Here is a 17,219-nt window from a genome sequence, read left to right on the forward strand (position 1 = left end):
CTTATGGTTTCACTTTATTTTGAAACGAACAACCTTACTGTATTCCGCTATTCATTATAGCAACATCGACTTCAAAATTACACAAAAAAACAAACCCTTTATTAAAGGGTTTGCTCATTGTCTACATATTCAGCTATTTTTTGAACAACACCAGGTTCAAGTTGCTCTAATATAGAAGCCGCTTGTTCTAAAGCTGCATCGTATTGATATTCACGGAATAATTTCTCCGCATAATTTAAGCTTTCTGCAAGATTCTCATCATGACTGCGGTATCGGTTACCGTATTGAATTAGTTTTTCAACTAAATACGCTTGTCCAATTAATTCTTCCGTCATTGCAGATACACTATTCACAACTGTGTATGCTTCTTCTAAACTGCTATTTACAGTATTCATATTTAACGGCTTTACTTCTAATTGCTCATATACAGCTTGCATCGCCATTTGCCCTTTTTGTAAATCTTCCATAATACTCTCTGGAAGACCTGGTAAATTCGACTTTTGCATAAAACGTTTCGTCTCAAAAATTGTATTTCGCATTTCTTGTAACTTCTCACGTGCTTCAAATTCCTCTTTGCGCATCGTTTGCAACATTTCTTTATATTCTGCATGAAGTACTTTTAAAGTTTCACATTGCTCATAAACCTCTTCTAGTTCCTCACGAATAATAGAGAATGCAATATCTTGTTCAGCAACGCGTATTTGCAACACTTCAAAACGTTTCATTAAAATATGCATTTGCTTTTCAATTACTTTTTGTGACTCTATGTCTTTGTCTTGTAATTGATAACTTTGTTTCACAAGTTGTGTTTCTATTTTCGTTTCAATTGTTTCTGTACGAATTTCTTCTAAGTCTTCATAAACAGACAGTGTTTTTTGCTCCACATAATGTTTCGCATGCACTTCTTGTTCAAGTTGATCATAAAAACTGTCTAAACGAGTTTTTAAGTTCTCTACTTTTTCTGCTGCTTCCGTTATATGAAGTTCCTGTATATCCATTAAACATGTGTGTAGTTGTGTCGTCATATCGCGGACTTCTTTAGGAATTTCCAAATACTCTAGTACATAGCCTTGTCTTATCATATCATCATGGCCTTGTAATAAATCTTCCAGCTGAACTGGTAATGTCGCTTGACACTCTACCAATAAATCTGGAATTTGATGAATAACGATTTCTAAACTTGCTAAACCTTCTTCTAAACTAATAACAATTTCTCTCGCGTTTAAATAATCACCATTATCAGTTGCCTCTTCAAAAGTTTTGAACTTCTCGGATTCAACATCTAACATCTCTTCAATTTTTTGCTCAGCTGCTCCATACATGTGTCGATGAGCAAGAACGCTCTTTTTCATACTACGATATGTATCACGTAACCCTTCAATTTCCGAGCTGTTTTTCTCATGGCTTTCTAACAGTTGCTGTAATTCATTTAAAATGTCCGTAATACGATTATCAGCGTCATCTAAACCACTTATGGATTCTTTCATCGCATGCTTTGCTTTGCGGAAGGAGAATTGCGAGGCGAATTTTCGCGCTTGCCCTAAATCTTTTTCAGCTTTCGGAAGAGTTGTTGATACAATTTCATCCCACTCTTCACGCCATTTACCAAACAGTTCTTCTGTTTGACCTGTCATATTTAAATCTTTTACCCGCTTTAATTCATCTGCCACAGGTTTATCTTTTATCTCTTGTTTCCACTGCTCCAGTGCTTCAATATCTTTATATGAACGATTTCTTATCACAAGCTCTATCATGAGCAGCACTAGAATAGAGCTTACTACAATGATAACGATCGTCAGGATAGAATCCATGCAAAAAAGCCTCCTAAGTTATATCTCTTTTTTTGTCCGTTCCGTTTATGAAATGGAAGGCATTATGTATAAAAAGGGAATTCCCCTATATTTAACAACTAACAATGTTCTAATCATACCATGTAATGACGTGTTTTTGACCTAGTTTTTTTTAAAATTTCATGTTTCTTTAAATGCAAATGTAATATTTCTTAATATTCCGCTTACTTAACTACCTATCCTCAAATGATTGTAATAACAGGCACTCTTTCATATGAGATGCGAAATAAATTTTGCGCGCAAGTGGTGGTTCAATAGAAATCACATGTACATTTCCTTGCCTTACCGCTTGCTCTACCACCATTTCCGGAAGTAAAGTAATACCAAGGCCAGCTTTTACCATTGCAAGCATCGGTTCTGCATAAGATGTTTCAACAGCTATAGTTGGTTTTACACCTATATCGTGAAACACATTCATAATCATTTTCCTTACATCGCATATTTCTGGGTATACAATTAGCTTTTCATTTTGCAACTCTTCCATTTGGATTACCCTTTTCGCCCTATACGGATGATCATTCGAAACAGCACAAACGATTTTTTCTTCCCGCATTTCTTTTATATACGTAGCGCCTTCTACTACTGAATCGATGAACATCGCTTCAATTTTTCGCTCTTTAAATAACTCCATTAATACTTTCGTATGCTCAATTTTCCATTCTATTTCATATATATCCTCTAATAAGTCTTTACACTTTGATATGTAATGAGCCGCTAAACTCGGTAATATACCTATTGAAATTTTCCGCTTCTCTTGATATTCCTTCATTTCCGTTTTCACTGCATTTATTTGCTCCAAAATCGGTAACATTCTTTTTATAAATAACTCTCCAGCTTTTGTTAATTCTACCCCTTGAGCGGAACGTTTTAATAAAGTAACCTCTAAGTCAGCTTCTAATCTTTGAATTTGTTTACTAAGCGCTGGTTGTGAAATATGTAAAAGCTTACTCGCTTTTGATAAACTTCGCGTATGTTTTACTTCAATAAACGATCGTACTGCCTCCAAATCCATCCTACACACCTCTAACAAAAAGTTATAACTGCCATAAAAAATCGATATTTCCTTCTACAAAGAATTACTCTTTATACTTATTTCATCAACTTACTATAACGAAATAGAAAGGAGAATGATACTTTTGGCAAAAAAACAAATGTTACTCGGATCCCTTCTATGCTTACTTGCTGTAACCGCTTGGGGATTTATGTTTCCTGTGATGGCAAATGCCTTGCAATTTATAGATCCATTCTTCTTCACAACTATCCGATACGGATCAGCAGCTATTATTTTCCTTATTCTGCTCTTAATTATCGAAGGGAAAAATTCTCTCCGCTTAGAAAAAAGAACATTTTCTTTATTCTTTTACGGAACATTCGGTTTCGCTGGGTATGGATTTCTCGTTTTCTACGGACAACAACTTGCTGGGCCTTCCGGAGCGATTCATGCGGCTATGATTCAGTCTCTTATGCCACTTATCGCTCTGTTATTGCAATGGATAACAAAAAATCGCCGGCCAGGGTACTACACATTTTTCTGTATGTTCGTTGCATTACTCGGTGTTATGCTTGTCATTTCAAAAGGAAATATTGACTTATTATTCGGAGCTGCAGGTCACCTATCAACGAATATATTTATGTTATGCGGCGTTACTTGCTGGGTAATTTACACGAATGGCGGTGCTAATTTCAAGTCTTGGTCACCACTTAGATACACAACATTAACTTGTTTATTCGGTTCTATTTCACTCGTTATAATCGTTACTGCATTAACAATCACAAATATAATTTCTGTACCGTCAATGCATACAGTTATGAGCGTTCGTTTTGAACTCTTTTATATGTCGATTGTTGCGGGGGTTATCGCTGTATTTTGCTGGAACACGGGAAATCGATATATTTCATCTATTAACGGCATATTATTTATGAATTTAGTTCCTGTACTTGCACTTATCGGTTCTATGTTTCAAGGTTATACTGTCGATAACATAGAAATTGCCGGCGCCTCATTCACAATTATTGCGCTAGTATGCAACAATTTATGGCAAAGAAAACAACATATAAAAATCCCCACCTCAATTCGTTAGGTGGGGATTTTTCACATATGAACAACTCTTGGCAGTTCATAATACATACTCGCTTTATATAATGTTCGTTCCATCCATTGCTCAATTTCCTTCGTATACATTTCTAAGAAAAACGTCTCAGATGGAAATGAGTGTAGCACCTCTGATATATATTGTGGATATAAAAACGGCATATTCATCATGCCTTTTAATTGCGTCATAAACATTGTAAAAGATACCTTCTTAAATTCTTGCTTCATTTGTCCTTGTTTAATGATTTGCTCTATATAATATCTTTCTCTAGAAAAATAAACGGTCATCACTTCACGAATTAATGTCGTATCAAGCGAAAGCTCTCTATAAAAAAAACGTGTCAGTTCTCTATTATCAAATTGATATCGTAAAATCCCGCGCACCATTTGCACCATCACATCTTTAGCCGATAAATATTCTCTCTGTTCAAATGACGTTTCAATGATTTGAATATATCCTTCTAAAAAATCAGTAATAAGCTGTTCTAATAACCCTTGCTTTCCAGCAAAATAATATGAAATATTCGCTACATTCACATCCGCTCGCTTTGCAATGTCTCGCACCGATGTCCCGTCATAACCTTTCGTATTAAACAACGATATTGCCGCATCAATTACCTTTTGTTTCGTCTGCTTCATGCGCTCACTTCCTCTCAATGAACAGCTATAGTTTAGATTTCTTGACTTTTAAGACAAATTCCTTTAATTTTCTATCGACAAAGTCATGTGAAATACATCGTATTTTGCTACCATTTTACATATCTCGATAAAAAGGGAGTTGTTTCCATGTTTACAAAAGAAAGTTATGCAGGATCTCGTGAGCAGCAATATGAGACAGTAATTAAACAACTGGATGCATTATTAACTGGCGAACCGAACGTAGTCGCAAACTTATCAAATGCGTCCGCACTATTAAATCAATTTTTAGATCGCGTTAATTGGGTTGGCTTTTATGTAACAGAAGGAAATCAGCTCGTTCTTGGACCATTCCAAGGAATGCCAGCTTGCGTGCGTATTCCGTTCGGACGCGGTGTTTGCGGCGTTGCAGCTGAAACAAAAACAACGCAACTTGTAGCAGATGTTCACCAATTTCCAGGACATATCGCTTGCGATAGTGCCTCTAATTCTGAAATCGTTGTACCGATTCTGAAAGAAGGAAATATCATTGGTGTACTTGATATTGATAGTCCTGAAAAAAATCGTTTCGATGAAGTAGATCAGCATTATTTAGAAAAGTTTGTGGAAACACTCCTAAAACATATTTAAAAAAAGAAAAGAGTGAGTTATCGATTAAGTACGTAACGTACGAAACCGATAGCTCACTCTTTTTTATTGATTACTAACCGTAGATATCTTCTTTAGTGCCTGTTCTAAATCAGAAACGATATCTTCCCATGATTCTAAGCCGACAGATAGGCGTATTAAATTATCGAAAATACCCATTTCTTTTCTTAGTTCAGCCGGAATAGCTGCATGTGTCATCGTCGCTGGATGCTGAATTAATGTTTCTGTATCACCTAAACTTACGGCAATTGTAATAAAATGGAGGTCATTGATAAACGACTGTGTTTCCTCTTTCCCGCCTTTAATTGAAAAAGAAATAACGCCCCCGCCTCGTTTCATTTGCCGATATGCTAATTCCCCTTCCGGATACCAAACACCTTCTACCGCTTCATGATTTTTCAAAAACGATACAATTTTTTCCGCATTATCACAATGACGATCCATTCTTACTGCTAATGTTTTTAATCCGCGTAACAATAACCACGCGTCAAACGGCGCCATAATACCGCCGATATCTTTTCGCATCGGACGGATTTTGTTAGCTAACGCTTTCGTTCTACAAATTGTTACACCCGCTACAACATCCCCGTGACCACCAATATATTTTGTCGCACTGTGAACGACGGCGTCACAACCGAGCTCAAGAGGTCTTTGTAAATAAGGTGAACAAAACGTATTATCGACAATAACAAGCAAGTCATTGCGCTTCGCTACTCCGATCACCTTTTCTAAATCAATTAATTTCATCGTTGGATTAATCGGTGTTTCAACGAAAATGAGCTTTGTATTTGGACGAATTTTATTTTCAATATCCGTCTCTGTCTCCATATCACAAAACGAATGAGTAATCATAAATTTTTCTTCTAATACTTCTAAAAAACCGTAAGTACATCCATATAATCCATTTGAACAAATAATATGATCTCCAGCCTTTAGAAAACCGATTAACGTTGCTGAAATGGCTGCCATACCTGAACCAAACGCCAGCGCTTCCTCTCCACCTTCTAAAACAGCCATACGTTCTTCAAATAATTTCACAGTTGGATTCCCAAGCCTTGAATAAATATAAGATGGATCTTCTCCCGCAAAACTCGCTTCTCCTTGCTGTGCTGTCTCAAACGTAAATGTAGAAGTTTGAAATAAAGGTGGTGTTAAACTCCCTTTATTTTCATTTGATTCATATCCGTGATGAATTAATGCTGTCTCCATATGTTTCTTTTTCATAAAAACATCCCCCTTATGTCTTTATTGCCACATATCCACCAGGAAAAATTTGATGAACGTTTTTACCACATTTTATGTAAGCGTTTTACTTCTGTTTCTATCTCTTCTTTTATATTGTTTTAAATTCCTTCTTGTTAATTTCCAAAATTTATCTGCATAAAACAAAAAGGGAGTCACTTGACGAAACTGTAGGTAAAAGATATAATAGCGTTTGTGTAAAATAAAAAGGCAGCCTTGTAATGTGAGTTTATCGTTTGTATTTTGTTCCTCTGCGGAGGTGTATCTCGTAACTCCCTGCTGCTGGAGCGAAGGTACATGAAAACAAAATACCCGTAAATATCGATTACGTCTGTTTTTATTTTACGAAAATAAAAACATTTTTGAAGGAGGAGTCAACTATGGCTCGTTATACAGGTCCAGCATGGAAACTGTCTCGTCGTCTTGGAATCTCTCTAAGCGGCACAGGAAAAGAATTAGAAAAACGCCCTTACGCACCAGGTCCTCACGGTCCTAACCAACGTAAGAAACTTTCAGAATACGGTTTACAATTACAAGAGAAACAAAAACTTCGTCACATGTACGGCATGACTGAGCGTCAATTCCGTCGCACATTTGACCAAGCAGGTAAAATGCCTGGTAAGCACGGCGAAAACTTCATGATCCTTCTTGAAGCTCGTCTTGACAACCTAGTTTACCGCATGGGCTTAGCTCGCACTCGTCGTGCAGCTCGCCAATTAGTAAACCACCGTCACATCACGGTTGATGGAGCTCGCGTAGATATCCCATCTTACCGCGTTAAACCTGGTCAAACTATCGGCGTTCGCGAAAAATCTAACAGCCTTGTTGTTGTTAAAGAAGCGATCGAAGTTAACAACTTCGTACCAGAATATTTAACTTTCGATGCTGATAAGTTAGAAGCTACTTACACTCGTCACGCTGAGCGTTCTGAGTTAGCAGCTGAAATCAACGAAGCATTAATCGTAGAGTACTACTCTCGTTAATCTCGGTACTCTGCAAAGAGTATTATTAAAAGCCTTAGGAACCTTGTTTATCAAGGGGCCTGGGCTTTTTTTATTAAATATAGCCGGTATATGTATAGAAACGGAACAATGTAACAAAATAAAAAAGAACTGCAAGTCTATAGTTAATAAAAATTAACCCTCTCTCTAGAATTTCATCAATTTTTTATTCACATTAATAAAAATCTCTCTTCTTCTAACAACAAAAAAATACTACATTCTACCCCATGACTCATTTTTCTTTGTTATACTCTCCTTCCTCCCCTTTTGTTAATATTATTTTTACAACGTATTCTTTTGTACATAAACTATACCTTCCCCTTTTCTATTTACATTCAACCTTAAAAACCCCTGCATCACCCGAGCATCCGAATGAGATTAAAGAACTTAATGAACAAACTCCTTTTGGTTTGCTGAATAATTAGAACATTACATTTACAGCCACTTCCTTAAATTGGTATTATTTTCTTGTAAGGGGAGGGAAAGTTCATGTCTTTAAATATGTATCTCGGTGAAGTACAAGCGCAAAAGCATATTTCTTACAAACCTTTCGTCCGTTAGCACAAGGAATCATTTACTTATGCGAAGAATTAATCCGTCAGAACAATGCCTTTCCAAGTCAATTTCAATCACAGGTAGCTTCAACAGATGTTATTGAACAAGAAATATTAGAACAAATTCGAGAAATTGACCGAATGATAGCAAGCGTCAGGCTGATAATTCAATTGAAGAAGGTGCAATGTGCGGCAAAATCCCACCACAATCAGAACAATCCTTTTGGGATAGAAATAAAAAGGATTTGAACGATGCCTGGACTGGTATTTCCACTGGTGTAGTAGATGGCGTTGTAGACGCATGGGACGGATTTGTTGCTTTGGGAGATAAAGAGACCTGGTTGAATATGCGGGATGCGATTGTAAACTATGAGGAAACACTTCCCGCTGCATGGAATGCTTTATCAGATTCATTCATGAATGAATTTTGGAATGGGGATATGGAAAGCAGAGAACATTATGCAGCTTATGCAGTCACTTCGCTACTCACTGGTTTTATTGGTAGCAAAGGTCTGGATAAAGTTGGACAAGTAGGAAAAGTAGCAGCTGTTACAAGTCTTACAAAAGGAAAATCGCTTCTAACAAACTCCTCTGCATACAGAAATGCATTGCATATATTAAATAACTATGAATTCATACCTGGAACTCCTTTCTCATATGCAGGAGTTGGAAGTATCCAACAGTATTTGCAGAAAGCAGCTCCATATACTTATGAAGGTCCAAATGGCCCTAAGACAATAAGATTAAGAAAAGGTGAGTTGGCAGGAGACAAACATCCTGTTACAGGTATTCCGTATGATGCAGATGGGTTCCCTATTTTTAAATCTAAGGGTGAGGTAATCCTCAAAGAGGCAGACTTTAAAAAATCTAGAACAACACATTTTAGAAAATGTAGTAAAGCATTATACGAACAAATAATAAAAGACCCTGATTTAGCTTCAAGATTTACGAAAGAAGAAATTCAAATGTTTAAACAAGGTGAAACACCAAAGCATTACACATGGCATCACCATCAAGATACTGGTAGAATGCAACTTGTAGATTATCAGATACATCACGATACTGGCCATACAGGTGGGTATAGAATTTGGGGAAAAGATAGCGATAAATAAGGAGTGGCAAAAATGAACAATATTACATGGTCCTTTATGAGTAAAACACCAGTTACAGACGAAGAAATCCAAAAGGCAGAACAATATTTTAATATTAAATTCCCCAACGATTTTGTTGCGTGCGTGAAGAAATATGACGGGGGATACCCTAACCCAAAAGTATTTGATGTACCAGGACAAGATGAAAATGTATTCAGTGACCTCTTAACTCTTCATATAGAAGATAAATATTCGATTGTCCAAAACTATGAAGGTATAAAAGAGAGATTAGTTGATAAAGTATACCCTTTTGCTAGAGACCCGTTTGGTAACCTTCTATGCTTTGATTACCGAAATAATCCCGAAGCCCCAACCGTTGTATTTTGGGATCATGAGGAAGAAGAGATGGAAGAAGCAAATTACCCTGTTTGTTCATCTTTTACAGAATTGCTAGATAGCTTACGCGATTTTGAAGACGACGAATAAAATAAAAAAAGAAGAACGCCTTGTAGTGAGGATAAACGTTCTTCTTTTTATTGGTCTATGTAATTATTCATCAAAAACGTAATATTTAAGCGAAAGGATTGATATTAATGGCAGTAGGATTTAAAGTAGATATATTTTTCTATGAAACAGGACACCCTGATTTTTTACATAGCTTTTTTTCAACCATGTCATATCATACAGAGTCTGAAGGTTGGGGCACTAAGTACCCACTATTAATGAAGAATTTATATTTCGACAAGTTACGTTGGGAGGACACAGAAGAAGCACTTCAAAATGTAGAAGAGATAAGAAAAATTTTAAGTGAATTACCTCCTGCAGAAGTCATTTGGGATATTGAGCACATGGAAAAACAGCCACCTTGGGGAAATAAAATCCCTAATAAAATAACTAGTTTAGCCAATTATCATGCTACTCCAACAGGTACAATTTTTTTAGATTTACTAAGCAACGCTTTAAACACTGCAAAAAGAAACAAAATTGATATAACAATTTCAAATCTAGGAAAATAAATCCTGCTAGATATCTTATGGTTTCATTTGAGTTTTAATCACTTTACGCTTCGAGGCTGAAGCTGAATAAAAACATTTAAGTCACACTCATATGAGTTGTGGCTTTTATTATGTAATAATTTATAGATTTTCGTAGACATTTCACACCCCCTTTATTTTTTAAAAAAGACTTTTTTAATTTACATCTAATAATTACAGTTAAAACTACGCATATAATAACGACATTTTCTCTTTGATTTATCGACGACATCCTTAGACAGATTTATTCTTTCTAGCTAAAAAAGACTGTTTAAAGCAACTAAACAGTTACTTCAAACAGCCTTCATTTTTATATATAAAATAAAGTTATTTATTTTCCTCTTTTTGAACATATACATAAGCATCTTTCTGCTCTTTATGTATATCAACCTTCGTGTTCTCTGCAAGCTGTCCTGCATTTAGCAAAGAAAAAATAATGAGCGCTTCTAGTGACATTTCGTTTTACCACTCCTTTCTATTTGTTATACGTTTATCATACCGCTTACATGTGATTTCCGTATGAACTCGAAAAGGAGATTACAACAAAAAGGTTACAGGAATACGAATGCACGCTATAATAACCATAAAATAGGAGGTCGATTCGTTTTGACAATAAACCAAATGGTTCAATTGGGCAGTGCATGTATGCTGTTTATTACTTCAGCACTTATGAGTTGGTATCAAGGGAGTAATTTGATAGATTATCCTGATGAATGGAAATATAGTGCTAAGTTTACGAATTACTTTAAAGGCACCGTTTCAAATTACCAAGATATTTATCAAATCGATTTCTTTATATATGCAGAAAAATTTTATCCAACAGCATTTGTTGTTATGCTAATTAGCTTACTTTACATGCTCGTATTAATTCTTCATATTCTATTTAAAAGAAATCATGAGGCAATTTAAATGCATACATAAAAACCCCGAACGATAGACTTTTCAGCCTACCATTCGGGGTACTATTTGTTTTACATTCGTTTCTGATTAGTAACGAATTAAGAAATATTTCTTCTTACCGCGGCGAATGATTGTGAATTTACCTTCGATGCGGTCGTTTTCTGTTACAACGTAATCTAATGCTTGTGTACGCTCACCGTTTACGTAGATTGCACCGTTCGTTACATCTTCACGTGCTTGACGTTTAGATGGAGAGATTTTGCTTTCTACAAGTAAGTCGATTAATACCGTATCTTCTGCAGTACGTTCTACAGATGGTACGTCTTTGAATCCTTGTTCGATTTCGCTTGCAGTAAGTTCTGCTACTGAGCCACTGAATAATGCAGCTGAAATTTTAATTGCTTGCTCTAACGCTTCTTCGCCGTGAACAAGTTTTGTCATTTCAGATCCTAATGATTTTTGTGCTGCACGTTTTTCTGGTGCTTCAGTTACTTGCTTCTCAAGCTCAAGAATTTCTTCATGAGATAAGAATGTGAAGTATTTTAAGTATTTAACTACATCGCGGTCATCTGTATTGATCCAGAATTGGTAGAACTCGTAAGGAGTTGTTTTCTCTGGGTCTAACCAAATTGCGCCGCCCTCTGTTTTACCAAACTTCGTACCGTCAGATTTTGTAACTAGTGGAATTGTTAAACCGAATGCTTTCGCATCTTCTTCTGATTTACGGATTAATTCAAGACCAGCTGTAATGTTACCCCATTGATCACTACCACCGATTTGAAGACGGCAATTGTGTTGTTGGTATAAGTTTAAGAAGTCGTATGATTGTAAAATCATGTAACTAAACTCAGTAAATGAAATACCAGTTTCTAAACGAGATGCTACTGTATCTTTTGCTAACATATAGTTTAAACCGAAGTTTTTACCGATATCGCGTAAGAATGTAATTACATCTAAGTTACCAAGCCAGTCATAGTTGTTAGCCATCGTTGCTGGGTTGTCCACATTTTCAAACTCTAAGAAGTTTGAAAGTTGGTTTTTAATGCTTTCCGTGTAGTAAGCAACTGTATCTTTCGTATTTAATGTACGCTCTGCTTTTTTACCACTTGGGTCACCGATCATACCAGTACCACCACCAACAAGTGCGATTGGTTGGTGACCAGCTAATTGGAAACGACGTAACATTAATACTGGTAACATATGACCAATATGTAAGCTATCCGCTGTCGGGTCGAAACCACAGTATAATTTAACGCTTTCTTTTTCTAATAATTGCTCTAATCCCTCAGCATCTGTTTGCTGATTAATTAGCCCGCGAAATTCAAGATCTTGTAAAATACCCATATCCTACATACTCTCCTTTAAGTTCATTACTGGCGTGAAGGTTGAAAACATAAAAAAATCGCCCCTTCAAATAAGGGACGATTTTGATCATCGCGTTACCACCCTAGTTGCAGACAAAAAAGCCTACCACCTTATTTACATAACGGCTTAGCACCGTCTTTTCCCTTTTGAATATAACTCAATCGAAAAAAGATGCTCTAGGGGCGTAATTCGCGATCATCTATGTGCTGATTTTCACCGACCATCAGCTCTCTAAAACAGGGAAATGATCACTACTTCTCCCTTTCCACGCTCAATTATTCATATACTTTTCTTTATACCATCATTTATATAGGCGTGTCAAATAGAGGTAGGGTTTCTCTCCTTCCCAATCCTTTACAACGTCGCAAGGAGTATCGTAATAAGAGAAAGAACTGGGACACCGACTAATAATGATATATGAAACAAAACCGATAAATCATTCCCAATCGTCGCTTCCACAGGATCTTTCGCTGGAGAAGCAAGAAATCCGAGTAATCGATCAAAGCGACTTACTGTTTTTGGGAAATCCGGTATTTCTACATGGTCACTATCTAAATGCTGCTTTAATTTATATTCATGCTTAAAAGGATTTTCGCTCAATTTCATCCACCTCCAGCAATTGTTTTAATTTCTTTATCCCGTTATGAAGTCTCGACTTCACTGTTCCAATAGGAATATCTAGTACCTCTGCAATTTCTTTTTGCTGCATATCATGATAATAAGAAAGAATCAGGACCGCTCGCTGTTCTTCAGGAACTTTCAAAATTGCTTCTCTTACCGTAAGCCGATCTTCGTGGGAAAACTCTACCTCTTGCACTGGTACTAAAAACGGTAAGAGCGAACGCCACTTTTTTCTTCTATTTAATTTATTAATCATAAGACGATAACCGATTTGAAATAAATACGTTTTTATTTTTCCCTTTTCGATTTCATACATATGTTTCTTTCGTTCTAACGTCAAAAATGTATCTTGCACAAGGTCGATACTTAATTGTTCATCACGATTAAATCGATACAAAAATGTATATAGCACTGGCTTGATTAAAACATATAGTTTTTCTCCCGCTTGCTTATCTCCATTTTGGTACGCAAGCATGAGCTCCTCCTCAATCCCAATCTGCGCCATTTTTTTTGATCTCCTTTATTCCTTTTAACGTTAATGAAATACGGGAAATTAAATATGCACTTGCGACAATGACCCATGCTTGTGACTGATGCGTAAAAAATTGAACATATGGGTTTTGAATCGTAAATCCACTAAAAACGAAAATATTTAACGCCAGCACACATATACATGCATACACTGCAAGACAGACCGAAATTGTATCAAATACATTCCAACGAAAATATATTTTTGTTTTTGTAAAATCAATTTTATTTCCATTTTTTCGTACAATATACTTCTTATCCAACGGAATAATGATTGAAAAAATAACAATCATTATAATCCCAACTGTAATCATTGAAATTTTAAATCCAATTGGTATAGGTAATAACATACCACAAGAAAACACAACTATAATTCCAACTAAAGCAAAAGTAAGCATCAATTTATTAGACATATAAAGCGCCTCCCTCATCTATTCTTTCATAAATGTATACAGACGAGGAAGGCACTTCGTTCAAATATTATTTTATTTTTTTTATAATCTTCGCAGGATTCCCGCCCATTACTACATTATCCGGTACATCTTTCGTTACAACAGCTCCAGATGCAATGACTGCATTATGTCCAATTGTTACGCCCGGATTAATAATCGCTCTTCCGCCAATCCATACGTTATCGCCAATTGTTACTGGTTTTCCGTACTCTGATCCGCTTATGCGCTCCACCGGATCAAGTGGGTGCGTTGCTGTATAAATGTGAACTCCTGGAGCTAACATACAATTCACTCCGATTGTAACTGGGCATACGTCTAAAATGGTGCAGTCAAAGTTTGCGTAAAAGTTTTCACCAACGTGAATGTTATAACCGTAATCACATCTAAAAGAAGATTCAAGATGAATGTTATCTCCAGTCGTTCCGAATAGTTCTTTTACGATTGCACTACGTTCTTCTAATTTTACTTCTGATGTTTCATTTAACTTTCTTGTTAATATACGAGCTTGCTCCCTCTCTTGTACTAAAAGTGGATCAGCAGGTATGTACATTTCCCCTTGTATCATCTTTTCTTTTTCTGTGTTCATTTCCTTCTCCCCTTCCGACACGTATATATAAGTTTATCATAACACAAAAAAGAAAGGTCTGAACGTATCATCGTTCAGACCTTTCTCTCTTAATCTTCCATCGTCGATAAATCGCCTGTTGGTAAGTTTAATTCCCACGCTTTTAATACGCGGCGCATAATTTTACCACTTCTCGTTTTCGGTAATTTATCTCTAAATTCAATTTGTCTTGGCGCTGCATGAGCTGCTAGACCTTTCTTTACAAATTGACGAATTTCTTCTTTTAATTCATCAGACGGTTCGTATCCCACGCGAAGCGCGATAAATGCTTTAATGATTTCCCCGCGTACTGGATCAGGAATACCAATTACACCGGCTTCTGCTACAGCAGCATGCTCGATTAATTTACTTTCTACTTCAAACGGACCAACGCGCTCACCTGACGTCATAATTACATCATCAATACGTCCTTGGAACCAGAAGTATCCATCTTCGTCCATATAAGCTGAGTCTCCTGATACGTACCAATCTCCCGGCATGAAGTAAGAATCATATTTTTGTGGGTTATTCCAGATTCCACGCATCATAGCTGGCCAACCTTTACCAATCGCTAAATTCCCCATTGTGTATGGAGGCACTTCATTTCCTTCATTATCAACAATCGCTGCTTTCACACCTGGAATTGGTTTACCCATTGAACCTGGACGGATTTCCATACAAGGATAGTTACAAATAACTTGTCCACCTGTTTCTGTCATCCACCACGTATCATGAATACGAAGTCCAAATGCGCTCATACCCCAGCGAATTACTTCTGGATTTAATGGCTCACCAACACTTAATACGTGACGCACTTGTGATAAATCATATTTTTTAATTGCATCTTGTCCAGCTCCCATTAACATACGGAACGCTGTTGGTGCACTATACCAAACTGTTACACCGTAATCTTGTAACGCTTCATACCACGCTTCTGGACTAAATCGTCCACCTAAAATAACATTTGATGCCCCCACTAACCACGGTGCAAAAATACCGTAAGCTGTTCCAGTTACCCAGCCAGGATCAGCTGTACACCAATATACATCATCTTCTTTTAAGTCTAATACCCATTTCGCTGTTTGATAATGCTGAACCATTGCGTTTTGCGCATGAAGGACGCCTTTTGGCTTACCAGTAGAACCAGATGTGTAATGAAGAATTAAACCGTCTTCACGGCCTAACCATTCGATATGTAATTCTTTTGAAGCTTGTTCAAATAAAGGATTGAACGCTACAGTTTTACCGCCTTCTTCTGCATTGTCTCCAACAAGAAAGACCGTTTTTAAAGCAGGTAAATCATTTAATGGTATGCGCTCTAACAATTCAGGAGTTGTAATTAACACCTTCGCTTCGCTATCTTCTAAACGATCGCGTACCGCGCCTTCCATAAATGCTTCAAATAATGGTCCAACAATTGCCCCTAATTTCACTGCACCTAGAAGTGCGAAATATAATTCTGGGGAACGCGGCATAAAAATAAAAACGCGATCGCCTTTCTCAACATCGCCATAGTTTTTCAGGACATTTCCTGCTTTATTAGAAAAATCCTTCATTTCCTTAAACGTATATTTCTCTTTTCGCGATCCATCTTGATAATAAAGTGCTACTTTATTCTTTCGATCGGATTTCGCATGCTTATCAATTGCCTCATACGCCATATTTACTCGGCCAGTTTCATTCCAAGTAAAATTTTTATTAACCTCTTCCCAGTTAAAATTCGCGTATGCCTCTTCATAATTCGGCAAATTATTTTCTCCTTTAATGACAGGAAGCGTTTCCACTTTCATACTTTACATCCCCCTCCTATGTATTCTATTATCTATTATAATGACATTATTTAAAATTTTCAGTATTTTTGTTGATTTTTAGACAAATTTTTAATGACAAAATTCGATTCACATCGCATATATTATAAAGTACGATATTAATAGATTCACAAACCCTCAAGGTGGTGAGCAATAAATTGATTCATAAAAAAATATATAATGCCAGAAACTTAAAAACAGCGAAAGGTACTTTAATTATTGAAGGTCCTGTCTCTACACATAATCTTGAAATGTATGAATTTCATCCAGACTTAATTGCGTTTCGTCCTGCCGAGCAGCAATATAAAGCAATTGTCGAAATTTCTAAATTGCCAGAAGCTCGTCTCATTATTGCTAGACATGACCAAACGATCGTTGGATATGTTACATACTTATATCCTGATCCGCTCGAGCGATGGTCAGAAGGAAAGATTGAAAACTTAATTGAACTCGGGGCGATTGAAGTTGTCCCAGCCTTTCGCGGTTGCTCTGTCGGAAAAAACTTATTAGAAGTTTCAATGATGGACGATCATATGGAAGATTATATTATATTAACGACTGAATATTATTGGCACTGGGATTTAAAACAAACAGGCTTAAATGTTTGGGAATACCGAAAAGTAATGGAAAAAATGATGAATGCCGGTGGTTTACAATGGATGGCTACAGACGATCCTGAAATTTGTTCCCACCCCGCTAACTGTTTAATGGTTCGCATCGGTAAACGCGTTGATACGGATTCCATTCAAGCATTCGATCGTCTACGTTTTCACAATCGTTTTATGTATTAATA

19 protein-coding genes, 1 pseudogene and 1 other annotated feature are annotated in these 17,219 nt (G+C 36.5%); of the genes and pseudogenes, 9 read left to right on the forward strand and 11 right to left on the reverse strand.

Translation table 11 applies throughout. The annotated features are described in order from the left end of the window. Positions 1-101: 101 nt before the first annotated feature. Positions 102-1,811 carry a septation ring formation regulator EzrA gene (gene ezrA / locus EXW56_RS22195; RefSeq protein ID WP_002199168.1) on the reverse strand — a complete coding sequence of 570 codons (1,710 nt, stop codon included), beginning with the start codon at positions 1,809-1,811 and terminating at the stop codon, positions 102-104. Between the two features lie 211 nt (positions 1,812-2,022). Beyond that, complete coding sequence (locus EXW56_RS22200) at positions 2,023-2,862, reverse strand: LysR family transcriptional regulator (protein WP_002199167.1); 840 nt, start codon at positions 2,860-2,862, stop codon at positions 2,023-2,025. A 124-nt stretch (positions 2,863-2,986) separates the two neighbouring features. Between EXW56_RS22200 and EXW56_RS22205 the strand changes: the two genes are divergently transcribed. Further along, complete coding sequence (locus EXW56_RS22205; protein WP_098988722.1) at positions 2,987-3,931, forward strand: DMT family transporter; 945 nt, start codon at positions 2,987-2,989, stop codon at positions 3,929-3,931. Positions 3,932-3,942: 11 nt separating this feature from the next. Here the strand turns inward: EXW56_RS22205 and refZ are convergent, their stop codons facing one another. Beyond that, complete coding sequence (refZ, locus tag EXW56_RS22210; RefSeq protein ID WP_098988721.1) at positions 3,943-4,581, reverse strand: forespore capture DNA-binding protein RefZ; 639 nt, start codon at positions 4,579-4,581, stop codon at positions 3,943-3,945. Between the two features lie 147 nt (positions 4,582-4,728). Here refZ and EXW56_RS22215 point away from each other — a divergent pair, with 147 nt between their 5' ends. Continuing rightward, positions 4,729-5,208 carry a GAF domain-containing protein gene (locus tag EXW56_RS22215; protein ID WP_002199165.1) on the forward strand — a complete coding sequence of 160 codons (480 nt, stop codon included), beginning with the start codon at positions 4,729-4,731 and terminating at the stop codon, positions 5,206-5,208. Positions 5,209-5,271: 63 nt separating this feature from the next. On the opposite strand, the gene megL is transcribed toward EXW56_RS22215, so the two are convergent. Next, the gene (megL, locus tag EXW56_RS22220; protein ID WP_098988720.1) at positions 5,272-6,450 is read right to left on the reverse strand and encodes a methionine gamma-lyase; all 1,179 of its coding nucleotides are present in this window, start codon (positions 6,448-6,450) and stop codon (positions 5,272-5,274) included. Between the two features lie 398 nt (positions 6,451-6,848). Between megL and rpsD the strand changes: the two genes are divergently transcribed. The 5 genes and pseudogenes from rpsD (at position 6,849) to EXW56_RS22245 (ending at position 10,130) form a co-directional block, all read left to right on the forward strand. Then, entirely contained in the window at positions 6,849-7,451 is a 603-nt protein-coding gene (gene rpsD, locus EXW56_RS22225) for a 30S ribosomal protein S4 (protein WP_002112282.1), read from the forward strand. A 536-nt stretch (positions 7,452-7,987) separates the two neighbouring features. Then, positions 7,988-8,194, forward strand: a pseudogene (locus EXW56_RS22230) (hypothetical protein); the annotation flags it as partial. Between the two features lie 14 nt (positions 8,195-8,208). After that, positions 8,209-9,135 (forward strand): HNH endonuclease, encoded by a 927-nt coding sequence (locus EXW56_RS22235; RefSeq protein ID WP_215557557.1) that lies wholly within the window; start codon positions 8,209-8,211, stop codon positions 9,133-9,135. Positions 9,136-9,147: 12 nt separating this feature from the next. After that, positions 9,148-9,600 (forward strand): SMI1/KNR4 family protein, encoded by a 453-nt coding sequence (locus EXW56_RS22240; protein ID WP_215596949.1) that lies wholly within the window; start codon positions 9,148-9,150, stop codon positions 9,598-9,600. Positions 9,601-9,707: 107 nt separating this feature from the next. Beyond that, a complete protein-coding gene (locus EXW56_RS22245; protein WP_002015572.1) occupies positions 9,708-10,130 on the forward strand; it encodes an immunity 70 family protein in 423 nt (140 codons plus the stop codon). Positions 10,131-10,475: 345 nt separating this feature from the next. On the opposite strand, the gene EXW56_RS22250 is transcribed toward EXW56_RS22245, so the two are convergent. After that, on the reverse strand, positions 10,476-10,604 hold the full coding sequence (locus EXW56_RS22250) for a hypothetical protein (RefSeq protein WP_002112286.1): 129 nt from the start codon (positions 10,602-10,604) through the stop codon (positions 10,476-10,478). 150 nt (positions 10,605-10,754) lie between these two features. On the opposite strand from EXW56_RS22250, the gene EXW56_RS22255 reads away from it, so the two are divergent. Beyond that, on the forward strand, positions 10,755-11,057 hold the full coding sequence (locus EXW56_RS22255; protein WP_252197274.1) for a YjdJ family protein: 303 nt from the start codon (positions 10,755-10,757) through the stop codon (positions 11,055-11,057). A gap of 78 nt (positions 11,058-11,135) precedes the next feature. On the opposite strand, the gene tyrS is transcribed toward EXW56_RS22255, so the two are convergent. From tyrS to acsA, 6 genes are all read right to left on the reverse strand, one after another. Then, positions 11,136-12,392 carry a tyrosine--tRNA ligase gene (tyrS, locus tag EXW56_RS22260; protein WP_002034349.1) on the reverse strand — a complete coding sequence of 419 codons (1,257 nt, stop codon included), beginning with the start codon at positions 12,390-12,392 and terminating at the stop codon, positions 11,136-11,138. Positions 12,393-12,462: 70 nt separating this feature from the next. Beyond that, positions 12,463-12,690 (reverse strand) — a binding site (T-box leader). Positions 12,691-12,767: 77 nt separating this feature from the next. Continuing rightward, positions 12,768-13,013, reverse strand: coding sequence for a hypothetical protein (locus tag EXW56_RS22265; protein WP_002199139.1), 246 nt, complete (start codon positions 13,011-13,013; stop codon positions 12,768-12,770). Next, positions 12,994-13,539, reverse strand: a complete 546-nt coding sequence (locus tag EXW56_RS22270) for an RNA polymerase sigma factor (RefSeq protein WP_098988717.1) — start codon at positions 13,537-13,539, stop codon at positions 12,994-12,996. Before EXW56_RS22270 ends, EXW56_RS22265 begins: the two co-directional genes overlap by 20 nt. Beyond that, positions 13,520-13,975, reverse strand: a complete 456-nt coding sequence (locus EXW56_RS22275; RefSeq protein ID WP_002199137.1) for a hypothetical protein — start codon at positions 13,973-13,975, stop codon at positions 13,520-13,522. Before EXW56_RS22275 ends, EXW56_RS22270 begins: the two co-directional genes overlap by 20 nt. A 67-nt stretch (positions 13,976-14,042) precedes the next feature. Then, the gene (locus EXW56_RS22280; RefSeq protein WP_002199136.1) at positions 14,043-14,600 is read right to left on the reverse strand and encodes a maltose acetyltransferase domain-containing protein; all 558 of its coding nucleotides are present in this window, start codon (positions 14,598-14,600) and stop codon (positions 14,043-14,045) included. Between the two features lie 89 nt (positions 14,601-14,689). Further along, entirely contained in the window at positions 14,690-16,408 is a 1,719-nt protein-coding gene (acsA, locus tag EXW56_RS22285; RefSeq protein ID WP_002067621.1) for an acetate--CoA ligase, read from the reverse strand. 176 nt (positions 16,409-16,584) lie between these two features. Here acsA and acuA point away from each other — a divergent pair, with 176 nt between their 5' ends. Further along, positions 16,585-17,217, forward strand: a complete 633-nt coding sequence (acuA, locus tag EXW56_RS22290) for an acetoin utilization protein acetyltransferase AcuA (RefSeq protein ID WP_002112293.1) — start codon at positions 16,585-16,587, stop codon at positions 17,215-17,217. The last annotated feature ends 2 nt before the right edge of the window (positions 17,218-17,219 follow it).

The sequence above is a fragment of the Bacillus mycoides genome, from assembly GCF_018742245.1.
Classification (GTDB): domain Bacteria; phylum Bacillota; class Bacilli; order Bacillales; family Bacillaceae_G; genus Bacillus_A; species Bacillus_A cereus_U.

Coding starts and splice junctions, on each gene's coding strand:
- EXW56_RS22235 (WP_215557557.1), top strand. CDS start 8,209: ATGTGCGGCAAAATCCCACCACAATCAGAACAATCCTTTTGGGATAGA.
- EXW56_RS22240 (WP_215596949.1), top strand. CDS start 9,148: ATGAACAATATTACATGGTCCTTTATGAGTAAAACACCAGTTACAGAC.
- EXW56_RS22215 (WP_002199165.1), top strand. CDS start 4,729: ATGTTTACAAAAGAAAGTTATGCAGGATCTCGTGAGCAGCAATATGAG.
- EXW56_RS22250 (WP_002112286.1), bottom strand. CDS start 10,604: ATGTCACTAGAAGCGCTCATTATTTTTTCTTTGCTAAATGCAGGACAG.
- tyrS (WP_002034349.1), bottom strand. CDS start 12,392: ATGGGTATTTTACAAGATCTTGAATTTCGCGGGCTAATTAATCAGCAA.
- EXW56_RS22270 (WP_098988717.1), bottom strand. CDS start 13,539: ATGGCGCAGATTGGGATTGAGGAGGAGCTCATGCTTGCGTACCAAAAT.
- acsA (WP_002067621.1), bottom strand. CDS start 16,408: ATGAAAGTGGAAACGCTTCCTGTCATTAAAGGAGAAAATAATTTGCCG.
- EXW56_RS22275 (WP_002199137.1), bottom strand. CDS start 13,975: ATGTCTAATAAATTGATGCTTACTTTTGCTTTAGTTGGAATTATAGTT.
- refZ (WP_098988721.1), bottom strand. CDS start 4,581: ATGAAGCAGACGAAACAAAAGGTAATTGATGCGGCAATATCGTTGTTT.
- EXW56_RS22245 (WP_002015572.1), top strand. CDS start 9,708: ATGGCAGTAGGATTTAAAGTAGATATATTTTTCTATGAAACAGGACAC.
- ezrA (WP_002199168.1), bottom strand. CDS start 1,811: ATGGATTCTATCCTGACGATCGTTATCATTGTAGTAAGCTCTATTCTA.
- EXW56_RS22280 (WP_002199136.1), bottom strand. CDS start 14,600: ATGAACACAGAAAAAGAAAAGATGATACAAGGGGAAATGTACATACCT.
- EXW56_RS22200 (WP_002199167.1), bottom strand. CDS start 2,862: ATGGATTTGGAGGCAGTACGATCGTTTATTGAAGTAAAACATACGCGA.
- rpsD (WP_002112282.1), top strand. CDS start 6,849: ATGGCTCGTTATACAGGTCCAGCATGGAAACTGTCTCGTCGTCTTGGA.
- megL (WP_098988720.1), bottom strand. CDS start 6,450: ATGAAAAAGAAACATATGGAGACAGCATTAATTCATCACGGATATGAA.